At 40.4% G+C, this 19,659-nt stretch carries 13 protein-coding genes and 1 rRNA gene (1 of these 14 running past the window's edge); 3 read left to right on the top strand and 11 right to left on the bottom strand.

From position 1 onward, the window contains the following. Positions 1 to 1,221 (bottom strand): 16S ribosomal RNA (locus QNN06_RS02850) (it extends 329 nt beyond the left edge of the window). Between the two features lie 510 nt (positions 1,222 to 1,731). Between QNN06_RS02850 and QNN06_RS02845 the strand changes: the two genes are divergently transcribed. After that, on the top strand, positions 1,732 to 2,193 hold the full coding sequence (locus tag QNN06_RS02845) for an SRPBCC family protein (protein WP_213120680.1): 462 nt from the start codon (positions 1,732 to 1,734) through the stop codon (positions 2,191 to 2,193). A gap of 588 nt (positions 2,194 to 2,781) precedes the next feature. On the opposite strand, the gene QNN06_RS02840 is transcribed toward QNN06_RS02845, so the two are convergent. From QNN06_RS02840 to QNN06_RS02830, 3 genes are all read right to left on the bottom strand, one after another. Beyond that, on the bottom strand, positions 2,782 to 3,489 hold the full coding sequence (locus tag QNN06_RS02840) for a M48 family metallopeptidase (protein ID WP_217034513.1): 708 nt from the start codon (positions 3,487 to 3,489) through the stop codon (positions 2,782 to 2,784). A gap of 17 nt (positions 3,490 to 3,506) precedes the next feature. Then, the gene (locus QNN06_RS02835) at positions 3,507 to 3,995 is read right to left on the bottom strand and encodes a YehS family protein (RefSeq protein WP_217034507.1); all 489 of its coding nucleotides are present in this window, start codon (positions 3,993 to 3,995) and stop codon (positions 3,507 to 3,509) included. A 362-nt stretch (positions 3,996 to 4,357) separates the two neighbouring features. After that, entirely contained in the window at positions 4,358 to 5,593 is a 1,236-nt protein-coding gene (locus QNN06_RS02830) for an MFS transporter (RefSeq protein WP_284036931.1), read from the bottom strand. A 274-nt stretch (positions 5,594 to 5,867) separates the two neighbouring features. Between QNN06_RS02830 and QNN06_RS02825 the strand changes: the two genes are divergently transcribed. After that, positions 5,868 to 7,379 carry a class I adenylate-forming enzyme family protein gene (locus tag QNN06_RS02825; RefSeq protein ID WP_284037881.1) on the top strand — a complete coding sequence of 504 codons (1,512 nt, stop codon included), beginning with the start codon at positions 5,868 to 5,870 and terminating at the stop codon, positions 7,377 to 7,379. 150 nt (positions 7,380 to 7,529) lie between these two features. Here the strand turns inward: QNN06_RS02825 and QNN06_RS02820 are convergent, their stop codons facing one another. From QNN06_RS02820 to QNN06_RS02800, 5 genes are all read right to left on the bottom strand, one after another. Then, positions 7,530 to 8,390 (bottom strand): class I SAM-dependent methyltransferase, encoded by an 861-nt coding sequence (locus tag QNN06_RS02820; protein ID WP_284036930.1) that lies wholly within the window; start codon positions 8,388 to 8,390, stop codon positions 7,530 to 7,532. A 44-nt stretch (positions 8,391 to 8,434) separates the two neighbouring features. Continuing rightward, a complete protein-coding gene (locus tag QNN06_RS02815; RefSeq protein WP_284037880.1) occupies positions 8,435 to 9,421 on the bottom strand; it encodes an aldo/keto reductase in 987 nt (328 codons plus the stop codon). A 625-nt stretch (positions 9,422 to 10,046) separates the two neighbouring features. Further along, entirely contained in the window at positions 10,047 to 10,898 is an 852-nt protein-coding gene (locus QNN06_RS02810) for a creatininase family protein (RefSeq protein WP_284036929.1), read from the bottom strand. 56 nt (positions 10,899 to 10,954) lie between these two features. Continuing rightward, entirely contained in the window at positions 10,955 to 12,319 is a 1,365-nt protein-coding gene (locus QNN06_RS02805) for an MFS transporter (RefSeq protein WP_213120685.1), read from the bottom strand. 189 nt (positions 12,320 to 12,508) lie between these two features. Further along, positions 12,509 to 13,261, bottom strand: a complete 753-nt coding sequence (locus QNN06_RS02800) for a helix-turn-helix domain-containing protein (RefSeq protein ID WP_217034501.1) — start codon at positions 13,259 to 13,261, stop codon at positions 12,509 to 12,511. Between the two features lie 430 nt (positions 13,262 to 13,691). On the opposite strand from QNN06_RS02800, the gene QNN06_RS02795 reads away from it, so the two are divergent. Next, positions 13,692 to 16,724: an efflux RND transporter permease subunit gene (locus tag QNN06_RS02795; protein WP_284036928.1), complete on the top strand. Its 3,033-nt coding sequence runs from the start codon at positions 13,692 to 13,694 to the stop codon at positions 16,722 to 16,724. A gap of 150 nt (positions 16,725 to 16,874) precedes the next feature. Here the strand turns inward: QNN06_RS02795 and QNN06_RS02790 are convergent, their stop codons facing one another. Next, entirely contained in the window at positions 16,875 to 18,950 is a 2,076-nt protein-coding gene (locus QNN06_RS02790) for a HAMP domain-containing sensor histidine kinase (protein ID WP_254124583.1), read from the bottom strand. Continuing rightward, on the bottom strand, positions 18,925 to 19,611 hold the full coding sequence (locus tag QNN06_RS02785) for a response regulator transcription factor (RefSeq protein WP_213120688.1): 687 nt from the start codon (positions 19,609 to 19,611) through the stop codon (positions 18,925 to 18,927). The genes QNN06_RS02790 and QNN06_RS02785 overlap by 26 nt, the downstream gene beginning before the upstream one ends. Between the last annotated feature and the right edge of the window lie 48 nt (positions 19,612 to 19,659).

Here is a 19,659-nt window from a genome sequence, read left to right as displayed (position 1 = left end):
TAAGGGGCATGATGATTTGACGTCATCCCCACCTTCCTCCGGTTTGTCACCGGCAGTCACCTTAGAGTGCCCAACTGAATGCTGGCAACTAAGATCAAGGGTTGCGCTCGTTGCGGGACTTAACCCAACATCTCACGACACGAGCTGACGACAACCATGCACCACCTGTCACTCTGTCCCCCGAAGGGGAAATTCCTATCTCTAGGAGTGTCAGAGGATGTCAAGACCTGGTAAGGTTCTTCGCGTTGCTTCGAATTAAACCACATGCTCCACCGCTTGTGCGGGCCCCCGTCAATTCCTTTGAGTTTCAGCCTTGCGGCCGTACTCCCCAGGCGGAGTGCTTAATGCGTTAGCTGCAGCACTAAAGGGCGGAAACCCTCTAACACTTAGCACTCATCGTTTACGGCGTGGACTACCAGGGTATCTAATCCTGTTTGCTCCCCACGCTTTCGCGCCTCAGCGTCAGTTACAGACCAGAAAGCCGCCTTCGCCACTGGTGTTCCTCCACATCTCTACGCATTTCACCGCTACACGTGGAATTCCGCTTTCCTCTTCTGCACTCAAGTCCCCCAGTTTCCAATGACCCTCCACGGTTGAGCCGTGGGCTTTCACATCAGACTTAAAGGACCGCCTGCGCGCGCTTTACGCCCAATAATTCCGGACAACGCTTGCCACCTACGTATTACCGCGGCTGCTGGCACGTAGTTAGCCGTGGCTTTCTGGTCAGGTACCGTCAAGGTACCGGCAGTTACTCCGATACTTGTTCTTCCCTGACAACAGAGCTTTACGACCCGAAGGCCTTCATCGCTCACGCGGCGTTGCTCCATCAGACTTTCGTCCATTGTGGAAGATTCCCTACTGCTGCCTCCCGTAGGAGTCTGGGCCGTGTCTCAGTCCCAGTGTGGCCGATCACCCTCTCAGGTCGGCTACGCATCGTCGCCTTGGTGAGCCGTTACCTCACCAACTAGCTAATGCGCCGCGGGCCCATCTGTAAGTGTCAGCCGAAACCGACTTTCAACCTTCCCTCATGCGAGGGAAGAAATTATCCGGTATTAGCTCCGGTTTCCCGAAGTTATCCCAGTCTTACAGGCAGGTTGCCCACGTGTTACTCACCCGTCCGCCGCTAACCACCGGGAGCAAGCTCCCAGTGATTCGCTCGACTTGCATGTATTAGGCACGCCGCCAGCGTTCGTCCTGAGCCAGGATCAAACTCTCCAATAAAGTTGAGTTGATTAGCTCAAAAATGTTACGTTGGCTCATGTTTTCTATTTAATATAGAAGAAACATGATAATTATTGTTTGTTGACGTTTTTGTTTGTTTAGTTTTCAAAGAACAATTTTATCAGAGACAGAATAACAATATATCATCTCTTTCTGAACTAGTCAACCGCTTTTTTTCAAAAGGCTAGCAACTTAATTCAGCAACAGCAATTAATATTACTGTAGTGATCTTTAAATGTCAACTGTTTTTTAGAGATAAAATGTTTTTCGCCATATCTCTTAGCGACAAATGCTATATTACTAGATTATTTTTAACACGTCAATCTATTTTTTCATTTTTTTTAGATTAATCCCAAACTTTATACCTCATCCTTATTGAATTAAAAGCCACGGTACATCTGAAACCATTAATATCCTTCGCCCAAGCTATAAGGGACAAATCTCCCTTTAAATAATGAAACATATAAATAAAAGAAGATCTTATATTGTAACGGAAAGAAGGAAAAATGAATGCCAACCGGAATGCATCAAGTTGAGGTGGATGTCCCGATCAATAAGGTTTGGAAGTTTGTTAAGGATATGGATAATTGGGCTCCTCTTATCCCCGGATATATTCAACATCGAAAATTTACGAACCGTCAATCTATTTGGGAGTTTAATAGTAACATCGGATTTATAAAGAAAAAGATGAGTCTGATGGTCACCATAAAAGAATGGATCGAACCGACAAAGATTACATTTCAGTTAAAGGGAGTAAATGAAGGACTTACTGGTGAAGGATATTTTCTAGCAGAAGCGGTGGATAAAAATAAAACGAAGATCACAGGCTTTCTTGAGCTCACTGCCGGTGGCGCAACGGGACCGGTGGTTAATGCAATCTTAAAGTCTCAGCTTCCTAATGTAACGAAGGATATGGTTACTGCAATCGCCACTAAATTGGAGCAGGTTAATAATAATGTATCTAGAGTTTAGCACCAAAAAAGGGACAGTCTCCTGTTTTACGATTAATGTTAGGGAGGCTGGCCTTTTATAGCGCTACCCAAATTCCGACATAATTCCCCATTCGCTTTTTTTAAATAATCGTTTGGTTAAAATTAATAAATAGTGAACAAAAATAAGCAATTATTTATTATACGGCTAAAATTATTGTCGTTTACACAAACGTCTGATTAAATCTGTTCAAGATCTATTCATAGCGGGGAATTGACTGCTTTTTGAGGCAAAAAAATTGCTGAATAAACAAGAAGAAAAACGAAGAATTTATATTCCAAACCGATCAAACACCCTAACCTCAACTACCATTGTCAATCTTCGTCAGATTTCCCTTCTAGCAATCTATACAAACGTTTGTTTAAAAACTCGGTCATGCCTGTTATGAAAGCAAAAACCTAATAAGCGATTAAAATATTTGTCTGTTATTCAAACATTTAATTAAATCCTAAAAAAACTTTGCTGCTAAAGGTTTTCGCATTAATACCACACATAAAAATTGACGACTTTTGAGGTCGAAAAAAATTAACAGGCAATAAAAAATGAGGCAGAAGAACCGTCCCCCGTGCCTCAAACTGTCATTTTCCAACTTGATAAATTCAGCCAGTTTTCCTTTTCTTTATAATCAGGCATTATTTTTCCTACCAGGCGCCAGAAGGATCGGTCGTGGTTCAAGTGAACCATATGGCACATTTCGTGAACGACTACATAGTCAATTACTTCTCGTGGTGCCATTGCCAGTCTCCAGTTAAAGGTTAACTGCAGTTTTGAATCACAGGTTCCCCATGTGGTTTTGCTATCCGTGATCCGAATGGAACGTGGCTTTGTTTTGAAGTGGCTTTGATAGGAGGATATGCTTTTCTCCACTAAAGCCTTACATTGCTGATAATAAAATCGCTTTAAGGCTTGTTTGATTTTTTCATCATCAAGCTGTTTCACATATATATGCAGCCTTTCACCTTCAAACGATACACGGTCCTCCGTTATATTTTTATCCTGGATGATCTGTATGGGGTAGGTATTCCCTAAATAAAGGAAGCTTTCACCATGCTTATAGGCCTTTTCCTGTGGCCCGTCCAGTCTGCCCTTCATTTCCATTAATTTTTGCTGAATGATGTCCCATTTTTCCTCTAATAACTGAAGAATTTTTTCATCAGATATCCCTTTCGGAGCCTGGATTTCTACATTTCCATAGCTATCAATCGTCATTCCTACAGATGTACGATTTTTGTACTTGATCTCAAAACGTATTGTCTCCCCTAAGTAGGTATGTATCATGTCATCACCTGCAAGGCTTATCCTCTATATTTAATCGCCAGTCCTTTTAAGAAGTTCCTGGCGTATTTATCGCCGCATTCTTTATAATTCTTGTGCCCTTCTTTTCTTAATAAAGCGCCGAGTTCCCCTTTTGAAACCGTGATTCCTGCTTCCCCAAAAATATCCAACATATCCTCAGTAGTTAATGCTAAAGCTATTTTTACTTTTTTCAACAGGAGATTATTAACGTTTGCACTTCTCTTAATTGACGGTTCAGATGGTTCAGGCTGGCCTGGTTTTGGCTCTTGCTTTCCTCTTTTATAGACAATAAATCCATTTAAAAACGAATCGAACATACTGTTATTACATTTAAGCTGGTCTTCGCTTTCATCATCTTCCTTCGTGAGGATCTTTATTACGTCCGGTACTGTTACATCAACACCGCCAAGCTGAAAGATCTCAGCCATTTCTTTATTTTTTAGTTCCAGCGCATATCGCAGCCGTATTAATATATCGTTATTATCCACAATTGGCCTCCATATAAAAAAATTAGTGCCTGTCCCATGTCCAAGCACCATTTGATTTATCTAATATTACATTATTGCCCACCGGATTTCAAAAACCAATAGAGAAACGGGGGGCAGTCCTCCTGCCAAGTAAGGCTTGAAAGTGACAGGGAACTAACCCTCAAAGAAAAATACTTAAAAAACATTACTGCTTAAGGATTTCACAAATAAAGGGGTCGAATTTGCAAATATAACTCGTAAAATCGCAAGTAAAAGTGCTGGATTCGCAAATAAAACCCTTAAAATCGCAAATAAAACCTGAAAACATTTACGAAAACAGTCTAGACAAATAAAAAATGAGGCAGAAGAACCGTCCCCATGCCTCATTCCTTGATCGTGATCACTCCAATCAAGCCAATTATGGAGAAGATGACTGGTGTGATGAGACCATGGTAGTAGCCGGCACTTACACTGCCTGAAGCGGTCTGAAAGTGATCCAAGACATTTCCAAAAATACTTGGCAGCAATACGGCACTCAAGAATCCACCTGTATTCGCAAATCCGGAGGCAAGGCCAGATTCCATGATTGGAAAAGATTGACGAACGGCAGCAAACGTTAAGGCATTTGCCCCATACGCAAGACCAATAACAAAGAAAAGCATCGTTAACAAGAAATTGGGAGGATTCCCTTTAAATAAAAGAAAGGTAGACCAACTCAAGATTAGAATGATATGGACAACCACATAAGGGCGTTTAATCATCTCTAGCCGGCTTGAAATCCAGCCGGATAAAGGAGCACCAATCAGTGCCCCAACCAGACCAATCAAAATAAGCCGGCTCGCCTCGGAACGTGTCATTCCATACATATCCATCCCATAGGGCACTGCCCATGAACCGATAAAACCTACATACGTTCCGACAATCCCAAAGTGACATAAGAATAACGCCCATGCCTGGCGATATGAAACAATTCTTCGCAGTAAAACCAACGTTTTTTCCCGTTGGATCTCACTTTTTTCAGTTATTGTTTTATCAGGTAAGATTTGTTTTGGCTTTTTGAGAAGCACAAAATATAGGAAAATGCCACATAGACATAATAATAGGCCTGTTGAAAAAAACGCTGCCCTCCAACCAAGCAGGTCAATCCATAAGGAGAATGGGACTGTCGCCAAAAGAAAACCAAGACTCCCCGTCATTGCTGCCACACCGATTAAGCGGGTAAATTCCTTCGCACTAAACCATTGGCTCAAGATTAACACCATATTGACCCAGATGGTCGCATCCCCCATCCCCGTCAGGATTCTGGCAAAAAACAAGACAAATTCATGGGTGCCGAGACTATAAATGATGGTACCGAGACCCGTAAGGATCGCACCGATAATGAGAAAAAAATTGGGGCCAAATCGGTCAGCCATAATCCCCATCGGAATTTGCAAACCCGTGTAAACAAAAAATTGAATGCTTGCAAGTAAACCAATCGTTGTTGCTGTTACATGAAAATCCCTCATCACTTGGTCCGTAATCAATCCCGGAGCAGTTCGCTGGCTCGACATGAATAAATAAGTAAACAGTACTGAAGCAAATACAACCCATCTAAATCTGCTATTTTTTTTGTCCAATGTATCTACCTCTGTTAACTTTTTCTTTATATATATGGTTTTTTCATCCGCTGTAGAAACCAGTTTTTGAAAAGAATGACTTATGATTTAGATTCCTTTAAAACTTTCCTATATGTAGCTCTCCTACGAGGAGAACTTTATTCAAGCGGCCCTGACACCTTTTGACATTACCTAAAAGATTTCGTACAATAATAAATGTAAGAAAATTCAGATATGCAGAATACTGGAGAGGATGTGCTCAAGATGCTTACGTTTGGATCGATTATGAAGCAAAATTCGGACAAGTTTAGGGAATAAACCGGCTGTTATTTTTAAAAATAAACAATGGACATACGGCGAACTAAATAAACGTGCAAACCAAATTGCAAGCGCTTTCTTATCTTTGGGCTATAAGAAAGGCGATAAAGTTTCCGTAATGATGAAAAACCACTCCGCCTATGTGGAAATGATCCTTGGATTATCCAAGATTGGTGTCATTTTAGTTCCTATTAACTTCCGACTAGTAGGTTCTGAGATTGAGTATATCGTAGTAAATTCTGAGAGCCGCGGCTTCGTCACGACAGCTGAATATGCAGGAGAAATTGAAAAGCTTCTCCCCCAATTGCCTCAATTGGATACCGTTGTTGTGGCAGATGGTTCTTCCACTGCCAGTTTTATAGATTATGAAACCTTTTTAGCAAGAGGGAAGGCTGATGAACCTGATATCCAAGTGGATGAAAAGGACACGCTTTATCTTGGGTATACATCCGGTACAACAGGTAAACCGAAGGGTGTGGTGATTTCACATCGATCCCGCGTGCTTACCGGCATGGCAGCGGCTTATGAATACAAAGTTGATGAATCCGATGTTCATATTGTCGCGGGTCCAATCTATCATGCTGCCCCTTGGATATTCCTGATGATGCAGCTGATTGTCGGCGGGACTCTTGTCATCGAGGAATCTTTCAGTCCCGAGCAATTCCTTGCTGATGTCGAGAAGTACAAAGTTACGAATACGTTTATGGCACCTACCATGTTTAACTTTTTAGTGAATCTTAACGGGGAAACGAAATCCAAGTATGATACAAGTTCGATGAGGGTATTAATTTCTGCAGGGTCCCCCCTTCCGACGCAAACGAAATTGGATGTGCTTAAATTTTTTCAAGATGTGGATTTACATGAATTCTATGGATCAACAGAGAGCGCGGTAACGCTCAACATTAAGCCGAAGGACATCCGCAGGAAAGATCGGTGTGTCGGCCAGCCTTTCCCGCTGGTAGAATGTTTAATTTTAGATGAAAATAAGATCCCTGTTGCAAATGGCGAGGTCGGTGAGCTATATATTAAAGCTCCTTACCTGTTGGATGGATACTATAATAATCCGGAGGCAAACGAAGCCTCTTTCTGGAACGGCTATTTTACAGTCGGAGATATGGCATTAAAGGATGAAGAAGGCTTCTATTACATTGTTGACCGAAAAAAGGACATGCTCATAAGCGGCGGTGTGAATATCTATCCGAGGGAAATCGAAGAAGTTCTCTATTCCCATCCCGGCATCCTCGATGTGGCAGTGATTGGTGTTCCTGATCCTGTTTGGGGAGAATCGGTAAAAGCCATAGTGGTTACGCGTGAAGGCACAGACCTTTCCGAACAGGATGTTATCGATTTCTGCGATGGAAAATTGGCGAGCTACAAAAAACCGAAGTCCATCGACTTTATGAACGAGCTTCCGCGCAACCCTTCTGGAAAAATACTAAAAGTAGAATTACGTTCTAAATATTGGGCACAGCAGCAGACTAAAATATAAATATCTTTATGATCTTATAGACTTTGGGAACGAGCCCAAAGTCTATATTAATAGAATCAATAATGTAAAAAACATTGAAAATCCAAAATAATCTTCAACTTTTTTATATTCAAGCTCAAAATGAAGAATCTCGAACAGTCCATACGGCTTTCAATTGTTTCCATTATTTTTTATCCCGATTCGCATTCGATAACTAAATAGGACTTCTTTTGTTTCTCCAGAAAAAACCTCTTCAACATGTCTTCTAAAGTCCAAGAAAGCAGCTTCGAGTTCTTGTACACCAAATTTTAATGCTGTTTGGAGACCGCCTTGACTTAGTGCAATATTGGCATATCGAGCAGCGTCACATTTTTCCAAGTTATGAAAAACGATTTCTTTTGCAAAGGAAAATAATCCAGATTGTTGTATTTGATGCAGATGTTCCTCCTTATTCCATCTATGTGCTTGACGTTCAGGAGACAACAGTTGGGATAGACGATGCTCTGCATGTGAAATTAATTTCTTATAATGGTCTTCTAACCTCCAGTCACAAGTTGGCGGCCAATCACAATCGTAAGCGGCAAAAATCCCATTTGGACGAAGAACTCGCTCAAATTCTTTTAAAGTCGACTGAGGCTCCATCCAATGAAAAGATTGTGAGCATGTAATAATATCTGCCGTTTCATCTGGTAATCCAAGTTGATGTGATAATGCTTTTACGAACTTAAGACTAGTCGGCTTTTGGCAAGCTTCCCAATTGGATACGGCCACATTACGCATATCATCATTAGGTTCCACTCCTATTATTTTTTCAGCTTCATTGAGCCAAATAAAAGTAGAAAGCCCGGTACCACAGCCAACATCAATCACTAGCTTGGGCCTATCTTTCAAGTATGCAGTTAATATTTTTACCACTTCAGTTGGACAACTTGGACGATTATGATCGTATAGTGAACTAAAACCATTAAAGCGATCTATATTATTTTTGAATTTCCCCATTTTCTCAACTCTTCTTTCAAAGATTTGTACCATTTTTTCTAACCTTTTCAGTAACCTAAACGAGCAGTAGGTCTGAATTATATATTTACTCCTTTCATCCCGGCTTCAGGATAACGCTCTCCTGCTGTTATACCGGATGGAAAAACTTCGTTTATTCTTCGAAGGTCTGCGTCTGTTAAGGTGACTTGAAGTGAACCAATGTTTTCCTCCAGATACTTCACTTTTTTCGTACCAGGAATTGGCACGATGTTTTCTCCTTGGGCTAATAACCAGGCCAGTGCCAATTGTGATGGTTGACATCCCTTTTCATTCGCGATTTCTTTAATCTTACTTACAAGATCTAAGTTCTTTTGGAAATTATCACCTTGGAAACGTGGAGAATATCGTCTGTAATCATCTTCTGCTAAATCTTCAAATTTTTGAATTTGTCCTGTTAAAAATCCTCTCCCAAGCGGGCTGTAGGGAACAAACCCGATCCCTAACTCACGGCAGGTTGGTAAGATTTCTTCCTCAACGTCACGGCTCCACAATGAATACTCTGTCTGTAAAGCAGAGATTGGGTGAATCTGATGTGCTTTGCGGATAGTATGAGGGGCCGCTTCGGACATCCCTAGATAACGTACCTTCCCTGTCTTCACGAGGTCAGCCATGGCTCCGATGGTTTCTTCTATTGGGACTTTAGGATCTACCCGATGTTGATAATAAAGATCAATATAATCAACACCCAGCCTTTTTAGACTTGCATCACACGCTTTTTTTACGTAATCAGGATGCCCATTAACGCCTAAAAACGCCCCGTCTTCAGCTCTTACATTCCCAAATTTGGTGGCAATCACCACTTGATCACGACAATCTCTTATCGCTCGCCCCACTAGTTCTTCATTTTTACCTACACCGTACATATCAGCAGTGTCGAGGAAATTAATACCCCGGTCTAGAGCATAGTGGATCGTTTTAATAGATTCATCGTCATTACGGCCACTATAAAAATCCGACATTCCCATACAGCCTAATCCTAAAGGTGAGACTTCCAATCCCTGATTTCCTAGTTTTCGTTTTTCCATCATTTTTCACTCGCTTCCATTTTCAGTTAATATTAAATTCTTTTACACCCATCCTTTTTCCTGTGTAACTATACTTTTCATACTTATGTAACAATATCAATGATGAAAACTTTTTTTAAAAAAAATTTGCAGGGTTTCATCCAACATTTACGTCTAAATGTACGTGATGGATTTAAAGAGTTAATGAATTAAAGTCAATTGAAAACCTGAGTATTATAGTACTTATTTTTTAAAAAATTATTTAAAAAAGTTTGCAGGGTTTCATAAATGACCTTCGTCTAAAATAGAGGAAGTGGAAAGTGGTGATGAATGGAGTCAGATGAACATACTTTGATACTCTTATCGAAGTGAGTTTTGTTAAAAATTTACTTTTCAAACATGTTTTTGTCATATTAGGTATTCGATTACTACGTGGGACATCGGAGGAGAGCGGATGAAAAATTGGAAAGTTGGCTCCATAACAGCTTGCGTCAGTTAAATTTAATTGCAGTATTATAGTTTCCACCAAGTTCACAGGGACGGTTCTCATGGCCCACCATTAATGTCTATGCACCAAAAAGCCGGCAGAACCGTCCCTATGGTTCCGGAACTCTATTATGAATTGCTAAGTTTTGTTCACTGTTATTTATGCATTTCTACCTGGCAAATGCGCCCCGTATCTAGGAAGAACGGTATCCCTCGTATATTCATCGACTTGACGAAGTGTTTCAACAATAGCCGGCATATCCAATGCTTTTACAAATTCATTAATTGCTTGTACACCAGCTTCTGCATGCTCTTCTCTTTCCTCTGGTGTTGTCAAAAGCGGTGTAGCCATATGATCGGATGGCTCATAGAAGTAAGAACCCACTGCACCGGATTGATAAGCGTACTTTCCTAATGTATTACCAGGATTCTTACTCATCCCTGCTAACATATGCTGCACATCATAAGTTACAGAATGAGATTCAGGTACATTCAATGGAACATCTTCTAATCTGCCTAGAATTTTATAAGCACCAATCGACATATCATGGAATGCATCCATTAGATTGAACTTGGCTACCTCAGCTGCCTTTAATACGTCCATATAAAGAGCAGGCACTTTCGTTTCATCAAAGAAATCACGAACCATCCCGCTTACAGTCAAGTAAGCTGGACCATGACTGGTGATATAAATTTGCCGTCTAAAGCCTTGGTTTAGTAGTGACTTGGCGATTTTATCTAAATAAGCCATTCCGTCTTTTACGCTCATTTGAATCGTCCCCCGGCCGACAATCGTTCCGCCTGGGAAGAAATAAGGCAGGTTGTGCAATACAAGCCCATCTGATTCTTCGGCCATTTTTAATGCAATCGCTTCTGCAAGAACCGTTTCAGAATCCAGCGGTAAAGCTCCATGTGTTTCTGTTACTCCAACAGGAACAAATATGATATCATTTCTATTTAAATATTCTTCGACTTCCCCATTTGTCAGTTTTGAAAGAAATCTAGTACGCATATAAACCTCTCCTGCCATTTCATTTTATAAAGCATCACCGTATAGGGAGCACCTTATTAAGACGCTCTTCTTTCTTTTAATGCTGCATACATTTCATTGGTTCTTTTCGCATTAAGGTTATAGATTAAACCCACACCAATCAATATGAGGATGAATGCAAGGACTGGCATACCGGTATACATTTTTGCTACGCCTTCGGCCACTGCCGGTGATTGAGATTTTGCTCCGGAAACGAAACCCACCCAGCCTAAAGCGTAACTTCCGATCGCAGAACCTAATCCCATCCCTACTTTACGAGCAAAGGAATAGAGGGAGTAAAGTGTTCCTTCGTAATGTTTTCCAGTTTGCAGTTCTGCATAATCGATACAATCTGTTACAAGAGCCCAAACAACCATAACGAAGACAGCTGAGCCGATTGTAGCAAGGTTATATAAAACCATGAACACGTATACATTTTCGATTGTAACTAATGTCAATACTAGTGATGCTGCTAAACTGAAGAATGCTGTAGCAATAACTAAATTTCTTTTATTAAACTTTACAACGAGTTTAGGAACGATGGCGAATAACACAAGCGTAATACCAATGCTAATGAAAGAGTTAATAGCGAAAGCACTTGGCATATGATAACGTTCTGCAAAGACAATTGGAGCTAATTGACTTACGCCATTTATCATCAGGAGTGAGCCAATTGATGCAACCATCATTCCGATTAACGGTCTATTTTTAATTGCTACCATAAACGCATCCTTAAATTGATAGTCGGAATTTGTTCCTGGGCCATTTTCATCACGAATACGTTCTGTTGATAATTTTACAAGTCCTGTATAAGCTAAAACGGATAAAATACTAAAGACGATGGCAATTTGAAAGAATGCTTCCGGAACCACTTTTCCAGCCTTATCGTAAATAAACATTGGAACGAATGATAAAAATCCAAGGCCGACAACCATACCGCCAATAGCACGGGCACGAGATAATTTTGTGCGTTCAACAGGATCATTTGTAATAACAGATGCAAGCGAACCGTAAGGAATGGAATCGGCTGTATATGCAACACAGAAGAATAAATAAATGAATACTACCCATATATGAGTTGCTGCAGATCCCCAACTGGATACGTTTGCAAATGCTAATAAACAGGAAGCGGCTAAAATCCATTTAGAAATATTAATATACGGCAAAAATTTATCGCCAGATTTACCTAATTTCCAACGGTCAGGAAGAGTACCCATAACCACATTGCAAATTGCATCAAAGAATTTACCCAACAAAAACATCGTTCCCATAAAGTAAGGGCTTACACCTAATACATAAGTACAAAAAATCAAGAAAAATCCACCTATATATAAGTTAACAAAACTTCCCCCTATATCCCCTAGCGCATATCCAACCTGGTCTCTTACTCCAAACTTCTTCATATAAAGCCCCCATTTTTTCCTGTAGATTTTGCAAACGCTTAATTTATTTCTTGAAATTAAGTATATATCTGATTTTGAAAACGTTTTTATATTATAGTTGCATCCTTTTATAGTATAATTGCGAAATTTCTGTTTTAAAAAAAAGTCCTAGAACGCAGAAAATAAGCGCATGAAATACTCAAGCGCCCTTCATTTCTTTTTCTGCTTTTTAAATTCGACTGGGGTGATTCCTTCTACCTCTTTAAAAAATTTGGAGAAATACTGGGGATTGCTGAAGCCAACCATGATGGCAATTTCCGTCATCGTAAGATTAGAGTTTAGGATGAGCTCCTTTGCTTCCTTCATTCTTCTTAGATTCCGGTAATTACTAATTGTTATGCCTTTTTCTTTTTTAAACGTCCGCATTAAATGAGACGGATGAACATGTATTTTTCGGGCTATTTCCTCCATCGAAATGTCCTCTGCAAAGTTCATCTCAATATAGTTTTCTGCTTTCTCCACAATTGTTAAGCTGCCGCTATTTGATTTTCTAATTGTGGGGTCAGAATACTCCTTTACCATATATGAATGAATTTTATCCAGTTTAGTAAAGGTTTCGGCATGCTCAATCATTATGGCATATTTTTCTGAGATAAAGTGGCATTGCCATGGACTTAATCCGCCTTTTTCTGCTGCATAGCTATAGAGAGTATTGTGTGATAATAGAATATTTTTATAGGATCGCATTTTATTATTTGGGACTCTGTTTAGAAGGTTAAATTGGTCATCACTTAACTTCAAAAATGGATCCTTTTCAAAGTCAGCTATCAACTCCCGATCACCAATTTGAATTCTATAGAGCAATTTTTCCCTGAATTTATGACCGGCTTCAATGAATTCAGGTGTAAGTCCATTTCGATTAATATTTGGATTTGGGGTATCTGGTTGCAGATGATCGTTCATTCATATTCCCTGCCTTACACATTTGGCTTATCTACCCATTATATTATTTATTGCCACTATCTTGCATTTAATTAAGAGACCTCGTCTGAATCTTCCCTTCTGCAACTGTTTTTTCAATGACATCTGTGTTATTAGCCGCAAAAAGAATCCTAATTGCAGACTTTTGTCAAGGAGACCCATAAAAAAATGATGCACAAGAACCGTCCCAATGCCTCATTTATGACGAAAGTCACATAGAATTATTGACTTTGGTTACTACATTGGAATTGCCCTGTGGCCCTATAATCAAGAGTGTTAAATACAAAATGCCAGCTGGATCGTCCTCTAAGGTTATTTTTTTGTAAATTTAACAAAAACGGACTATTCAGAATGTGGCAAAAAAGGTATAATTTACCTGTTTGTAATACTTTTGTACTAGGGGGTACATATTATGACTTGGTTTACCAAGTGGGCGTTACGGAATAAAGCGGCATTAACCTTTTCCGTACTTGCCTCAATGATTTTTGGTATTTTCAGTTACACTACGATTCCAATGGAGCTAATGCCATCTGCTGATCAGCCGTACGTTACGATTTCAGTCGTCGGAAACGGTGTCGATGCCGTCAGCATGGATGAACAGGTAACACAGCCAATTGAGAAAGCCATAAACGGCGTTAGAGGAAAACAAAATGTAGTCGCACAAACCGGGAATAACTTTACCCAGTTGACCGTCACCTTTGAGTCCAGCATCGATGTAAAAGAGGCAAAACAGCAAATACAAGAAAGAATTTCGATGGTCAATCTCCCTAATGGAGTCATGAAACCATACGTTGTCAACCTGAACACATCTGAAATTCCAATTGTAGAATTAGGCCTCACCTTTGATAAGGAAGTTGGCAATACTGAGCTAAATCTTGTAGAAAATGAGATTATGCCGATGTTCCAAGACTTAAAAGGTATCGGCAATGTCATCGTAAACGGCGGGAAAAATCAACAGGTAATGATTAAAGTCGATCCAGAAAAATTAGCCGCTGCTGGGTTCCCGCTTGAAAAACTTTATACCCTTCTTCAAGGAAAAAATGCATCCGTCGCAATGGGTGAGCAAACGCTAAATAACGAAGCAACAAGCATTCTCGTAACAGGCAAACTAGAATCGCTTAACGACCTCAAAAACATCGAGTTAAATGGTGACACTAAACTACAGGATGTTGCCGATATTACCATGCAAAAAGATACCCAAAGCATTACCCATTTGAACGGGAAGAATTTCATTGACGTCGTTATTCAGAAGGATTCCACCTCCAATGCAGTAACGCTTGGGCAAGAGGTCCAAGACACCGTTAAAAAAATCAATCAAGATTATAAGGGAACGCTCCAAGCAACGATTGTGATGAATTTGGGCGATACAGTTCTTGATTCCATCAATTCGATGACAAGAGAAGTATTGACTGGAGCATTATTTGCAACGCTTATTATCTGGTTATTCCTGCGCAGTTTCCGAATGACCCTGATCACGATTGTCAGCATTCCGCTGTCACTTTGTATTACGATGATTCTCCTTTCCTTCTTTGGCGTTACCTTAAACATCCTCACGCTCGGAGGAATTGCCGTATCTGTTGGACGGCTAGTGGATGACAGCATCGTGGTAGTCGAAAATATTTATCGAAGAAAGAAAGATAATGAATTAACCCCTGCTTTTCTGATCGATGCGGTAAAAGAAGTGGGTGCAGCCATCACATCATCCACTCTCACAACGGTGGCAGTATTCCTTCCAATGCTGATTGTTTCTGGAGGCTTACGGGATATTGTTGCCCCGTTCGCTATTACGATTACTTGTTCCTTACTATCGTCGCTGCTAGTTTCGTTGACAGTGGTACCAGCACTCAGCGCTCGTATGATGACAAAGGTAAAGGTGAAAGAAAAACAGAAGAATTCCTTCTACCCATCGCTGTTGAAATGGTCACTTAACCATAAATGGCTGCCAATCACCATAGCCGTTCTCGTTGTCGTCGGGTCTGTCGGATTATTTGTGAGCATGCCTAAAGGGTCTGTCGACCAGAAGGATTCCGCCTATATAGAAATCGGTCTTCGCTATCAAAACGGAACTCCATTTAGCGAAATGGAAGATGGGGTTGCGAAAATGGAGAACATCCTTGCTGATAAAGAGGGTGTAAAAACCCATATTGCCATTGCAGGAGTCAATGAGGAAGCGGCACAATACGGCAATCTGCAGGATGCAAACGTCGTCCGCTTTATGGTTTTCCCTAAAGAAGGGACCGATTCTGCTAAATTTGTAAAAGACATCCGAAAAACTAAAGACCAGTTTCCAAATGCGGAACTGACTGCAGATACAGCTGGTTTGCTAGGAGCCAACAAAACGACTGTTTCTGTTGATGTTATTGGAAAAAATGATACTGACATTAAAAAAGCAGCTGATAAGGTAAAGGAAAAAATCGGTGGCATCGATGGTGTAATAAAAGTAGAAAGTAACGATCAAAATACAAAGCCAACCATCACCATTCAGGTAGATTCAAAAGTAGCAAATGCGCAGGAAATCTCCCAGTCCATTTATGCGATGCTTCAGCCTGCTGTAATTGGAAGCATCAAAATAGACGGACGGACGACCGCTGTAAAATTAGGAGCACTAAAAGAAGTTCAAACGGCAGACGATTTGAAAAATCTACAGCTGATGTCACCAAATGGACCTGTTGCTTTATCCAGCATTGCGAAGATTGAAGAAAGTAAGCAGCAAGGTACCATTTTTACTAAAGACGGACATCATTATCTTCAAGTCACGGCTCAAGTCAATCCAGACAAAATGGTCGACGTGGCCGGCAAAATTCAGCAGCAGCTTGTCACTTGGAGCAAAGATGATACGTTTGCCAAAGGAACAAGCGCAGAGCTTACGGGTTCATCCATGCAGTCATCCGACCAATTAGGGGAACTCGCTAAGCTTGCCATGTTCTCCATTGGAATCGTATTTATGATTTTGCTTGTGACCTTAAAGTCGTTCCGGGCAAGCGTTGCCATCTTAATTTCGCTTCCGCTTGCAGCCATCGGTTCACTGTTAGGGCTGGTTGTTACCAACTCAAGCATTAATATTTCTTCTGGTATCGGAATGCTGATGCTCGTCGGAATTGTGGTAACGAATGCGATCGTGCTGGTTGACCGGATCCGTCATAACGAGGAAAGAATGAGTATTCGCGAAGCGATTTTGGAAGCTGGTACCGTACGTTTACGGCCTATTTTGATGACTGCCCTTGCAACAGTATTCGCCATGCTGCCACTCTTGTTTGCACATGAATCAGCAATGAGCCTAAACCTTGTTTCCAAGGGACTTGCCGTCGTAGTTATTTTCGGACTCATCGTGTCCACCCTGCTGACACTGATCGTCATTCCGACATTCTACGAACTATTCCACTTCCGGAAAGCTAAGAAACAAAGACTGCAAGCTAACCAGGTAGAAAGTACTTTGGGTCAATAATGAAGCACGGGGACGGTTCTCATGCATCAATATTTGTCTTTGGACGAAAATGATGCAGAAGAACCGTCCCCATGCCTCAAAAAAAAGTGCCTGTCACGCCCCGAATAAACATGCGGGAAGTGACAGGCACTTAATTTGATTGGAAGGCTGTCATTGATCCTTCGGCATATAGATCATTGACTTGAATAAGTCTCCATCAATTTGAATGGCAAACTTTCCTCCTTGATTTTCAATGAGGCTTTGGGCAATAGAGAGTCCTAAGCCGCTGCCTTGGCTGGTTCTGGATTCATCTCCTCTTTTGAAACGTTCCATTAACTCATCCGCTGAAATATTTAATTCATAAGCAGACATGTTTTTGAAGGTAAGTAGAATCACGTTCCCTGCATCCTCGAATTGAATATATACTCTTGACCCTGGGAGCGCATATTTGAAAGTATTGGATAATACGTTCTCAATGGATCTCCACAATAATTTTCCATCGGCTAAGACATATAACTTTTCATCGGGATAATTGATTTTGAAATCTAACCCGGAAGCTTCTATTTTATCGCTCACTTCCCCTAGCCCCTGAGTGACTAACGAGACAATATCGACTCTCCCCAATTGAACTGGAATATTTCCGCTGGACGCCTTTGCTGCCTCAAATAAATCATCCGTTAAAGTTTTAAGCCTCTTCGACTTTTGATCCAGTACTTCAAGATATTTTTCTGTTTTTACAGGGTCTTTCTCTTGTTTTAATAAATCGACATAGGTAATGATGGCTGTTAATGGTGTCCGTATATCATGAGAGACATTTGTTATTAATTCCGTTTTTAATCGTTCACTTTTCAGTTCGCTTTCAACCGCTGAATTTAAACCATCAGTAATGCTGTTAATATTCTCAGCCAGACCAGCAAACTCTCCTTTTTCACCAACATAAATACGATGATGAATATCGCCCTCTTTAATTTTTGCAACGCCTTCCTTTATGGCTTGGAAAGCCTTTACCTTCTTAAGGGCAAACCAGGCCGCAAACCCAATAGTAATTGGAAACATGAAAAAGGTTAAAGCAACCAGCACTGGGTATCCGATGACGATTAATACTGTCTTTACAGCAACACTTCCGCTCCCATAAACATGTTTGACAAATTGAATTAGCCTATAAATAATTTGATAGATTAGAGTATGCTTGAAGATGGTTCGATTTTTGATATGCCTGATGAGTGATAAGATGAATAAGAGTACTGCTGCCGAAATCGGGATTGTAATCGGAATAACCAATTTCGGGATGTTTGATGATGCGAAGTTATCCAACAGGGCCACCCATAACGCCATTAACCCCATACATATGAGGATATTCAATTCAACAAATAATTTATCAATCGAGTGCAGGTGCAGCTCTTCATCCTTGAATGACTTTCTGCCCGTCACGAATACTAGATACAGGAAGGAAAGAATGAAACCAGTCAGATAGGCTAGCAATTTATAAAAGCTGGCCGTTGCTATCCTTTTGGTCTCTTTCCAGTCTTGGATTTTCGTTTGTAAAAACTCTTTCGAATAAGCTACATATACGACCTGGCCTTTTGGGTCCCAATCCTCTTTACTCTGGATTGCCTGATGGAGATTTTCATTCTCCTCCGCTTCTTTTGGGTACAGCTCATTTTTATAGTCTTCTAGGATTAAATAGGAAGGAAAGGATTTAAACTGTTCCTTTGCTGTATTCGAGCTGTTCTTATAGACATTGACACCATCACTGGCATAATAAAAAGGATTTTTAACCTCTTCTACCCTCTGCAATAGCGAATGAAAATCCCTTAAATCATTCCTTATCAGCTCATCCCTAACTTGGGCGATCTTATCTGCGTATTCAGTTTTAAATTTTTCAAAGTTTTCCGCTTCTGTTAAATTGGGATTATAACTCTTTGAATTACTTTGAAAGTCATAAAATAACTCTTGTTCTCGTCTTTTTAATTCATCCTCATCGACCGTTCCGCCATTTAAAATATGTTCCTCACTCTTATAGAACCCAACCAACCGGGTGAGATCCTCCGCAAGGTAACCACTTTCTTTTACATAGGAATGGCTTTGAAAATAATTGTCTTGAAAAGCACTGCTAAATTCCCCGTCGTGAACCACTTCTACATCAACAATTGTTTTAATTAAGCCTGTAAAACAGGTAACCACCAGGAGAAACACAATTATCTTGGTTATGATTGAATGGCTATATTTTTTCAACCTTGTATCCAACTCCCCACACCACCTTTAAATATTTTGGCTCTTTAGGATTGATTTCTATTTTCTCTCTGATTTTTCTAATATGAACGGAAACCGTGTTTTCCGGACTATATGCCGTTTCGTTCCAAACTTTTTCATAGATATCTTCCATGGAAAAAACTCTGCCGGCGTTAGCCGTCAACAGCTTTAAAATCTTATATTGAACCGGTGTCAGGTGAACAGCCTCTCCATCGACCGTAACTGTTTTACTTTCATCATCGATTACGAGCCCTCCCGTTTGATAAACATGACTCTTGGTTTCAAGACTACCCAAGGTTGTGTATCGTCTCAGCTGGGATTTCACTCTTGCAATTAATTCCAGTGGGTTAAATGGCTTTGTTATGTAGTCATCCGCACCGACGTTTAACCCCAGAATTTTATCGTAATCCTCTGATTTGGCTGAAAGCATGATCAAAGGGATGTTGTTAGCTTCTCTAATTTTCATCGTTGCTCGTATCCCATCCAGCTTGGGCATCATAATATCCATAATAATCAAATGGATCGTTTGGTTATCAATGATTTCAATCGCCTCTAATCCATTATAGGCTGTGAATACTTGATACCCTTCATTTTCTAAGTAGACACCAATCGCTTCGACAATTGCCTGATCATCGTCACAAACTAATATATTCATAAAAAAATTCACCCCTATATCTGTATCGATATCCAATCTCCCCTTTAT

This window comes from Neobacillus sp. 114, from assembly GCF_030127045.1.
Taxonomy (GTDB): Bacteria; Bacillota; Bacilli; order Bacillales; family Cytobacillaceae; genus Neobacillus; species Neobacillus rhizophilus.
The sequence above is the reverse complement of the archived record's forward strand: the minus strand, read 5'-3'. Positions and strand labels throughout refer to the sequence as shown.

Excerpts from the sequence above, each read along its gene's own strand:
- QNN06_RS02800 (WP_217034501.1), bottom strand. The coding sequence starts at position 13,261 with ATGAACGATCATCTGCAACCAGATACCCCAAATCCAAATATTAATCGA.
- QNN06_RS02845 (WP_213120680.1), top strand. The coding sequence starts at position 1,732 with ATGCCAACCGGAATGCATCAAGTTGAGGTGGATGTCCCGATCAATAAG.
- QNN06_RS02840 (WP_217034513.1), bottom strand. The coding sequence starts at position 3,489 with ATGATACATACCTACTTAGGGGAGACAATACGTTTTGAGATCAAGTAC.
- QNN06_RS02795 (WP_284036928.1), top strand. The coding sequence starts at position 13,692 with ATGACTTGGTTTACCAAGTGGGCGTTACGGAATAAAGCGGCATTAACC.
- QNN06_RS02810 (WP_284036929.1), bottom strand. The coding sequence starts at position 10,898 with ATGCGTACTAGATTTCTTTCAAAACTGACAAATGGGGAAGTCGAAGAA.
- QNN06_RS02815 (WP_284037880.1), bottom strand. The coding sequence starts at position 9,421 with ATGGAAAAACGAAAACTAGGAAATCAGGGATTGGAAGTCTCACCTTTA.
- QNN06_RS02820 (WP_284036930.1), bottom strand. The coding sequence starts at position 8,390 with ATGGTACAAATCTTTGAAAGAAGAGTTGAGAAAATGGGGAAATTCAAA.
- QNN06_RS02785 (WP_213120688.1), bottom strand. The coding sequence starts at position 19,611 with ATGAATATATTAGTTTGTGACGATGATCAGGCAATTGTCGAAGCGATT.
- QNN06_RS02805 (WP_213120685.1), bottom strand. The coding sequence starts at position 12,319 with ATGAAGAAGTTTGGAGTAAGAGACCAGGTTGGATATGCGCTAGGGGAT.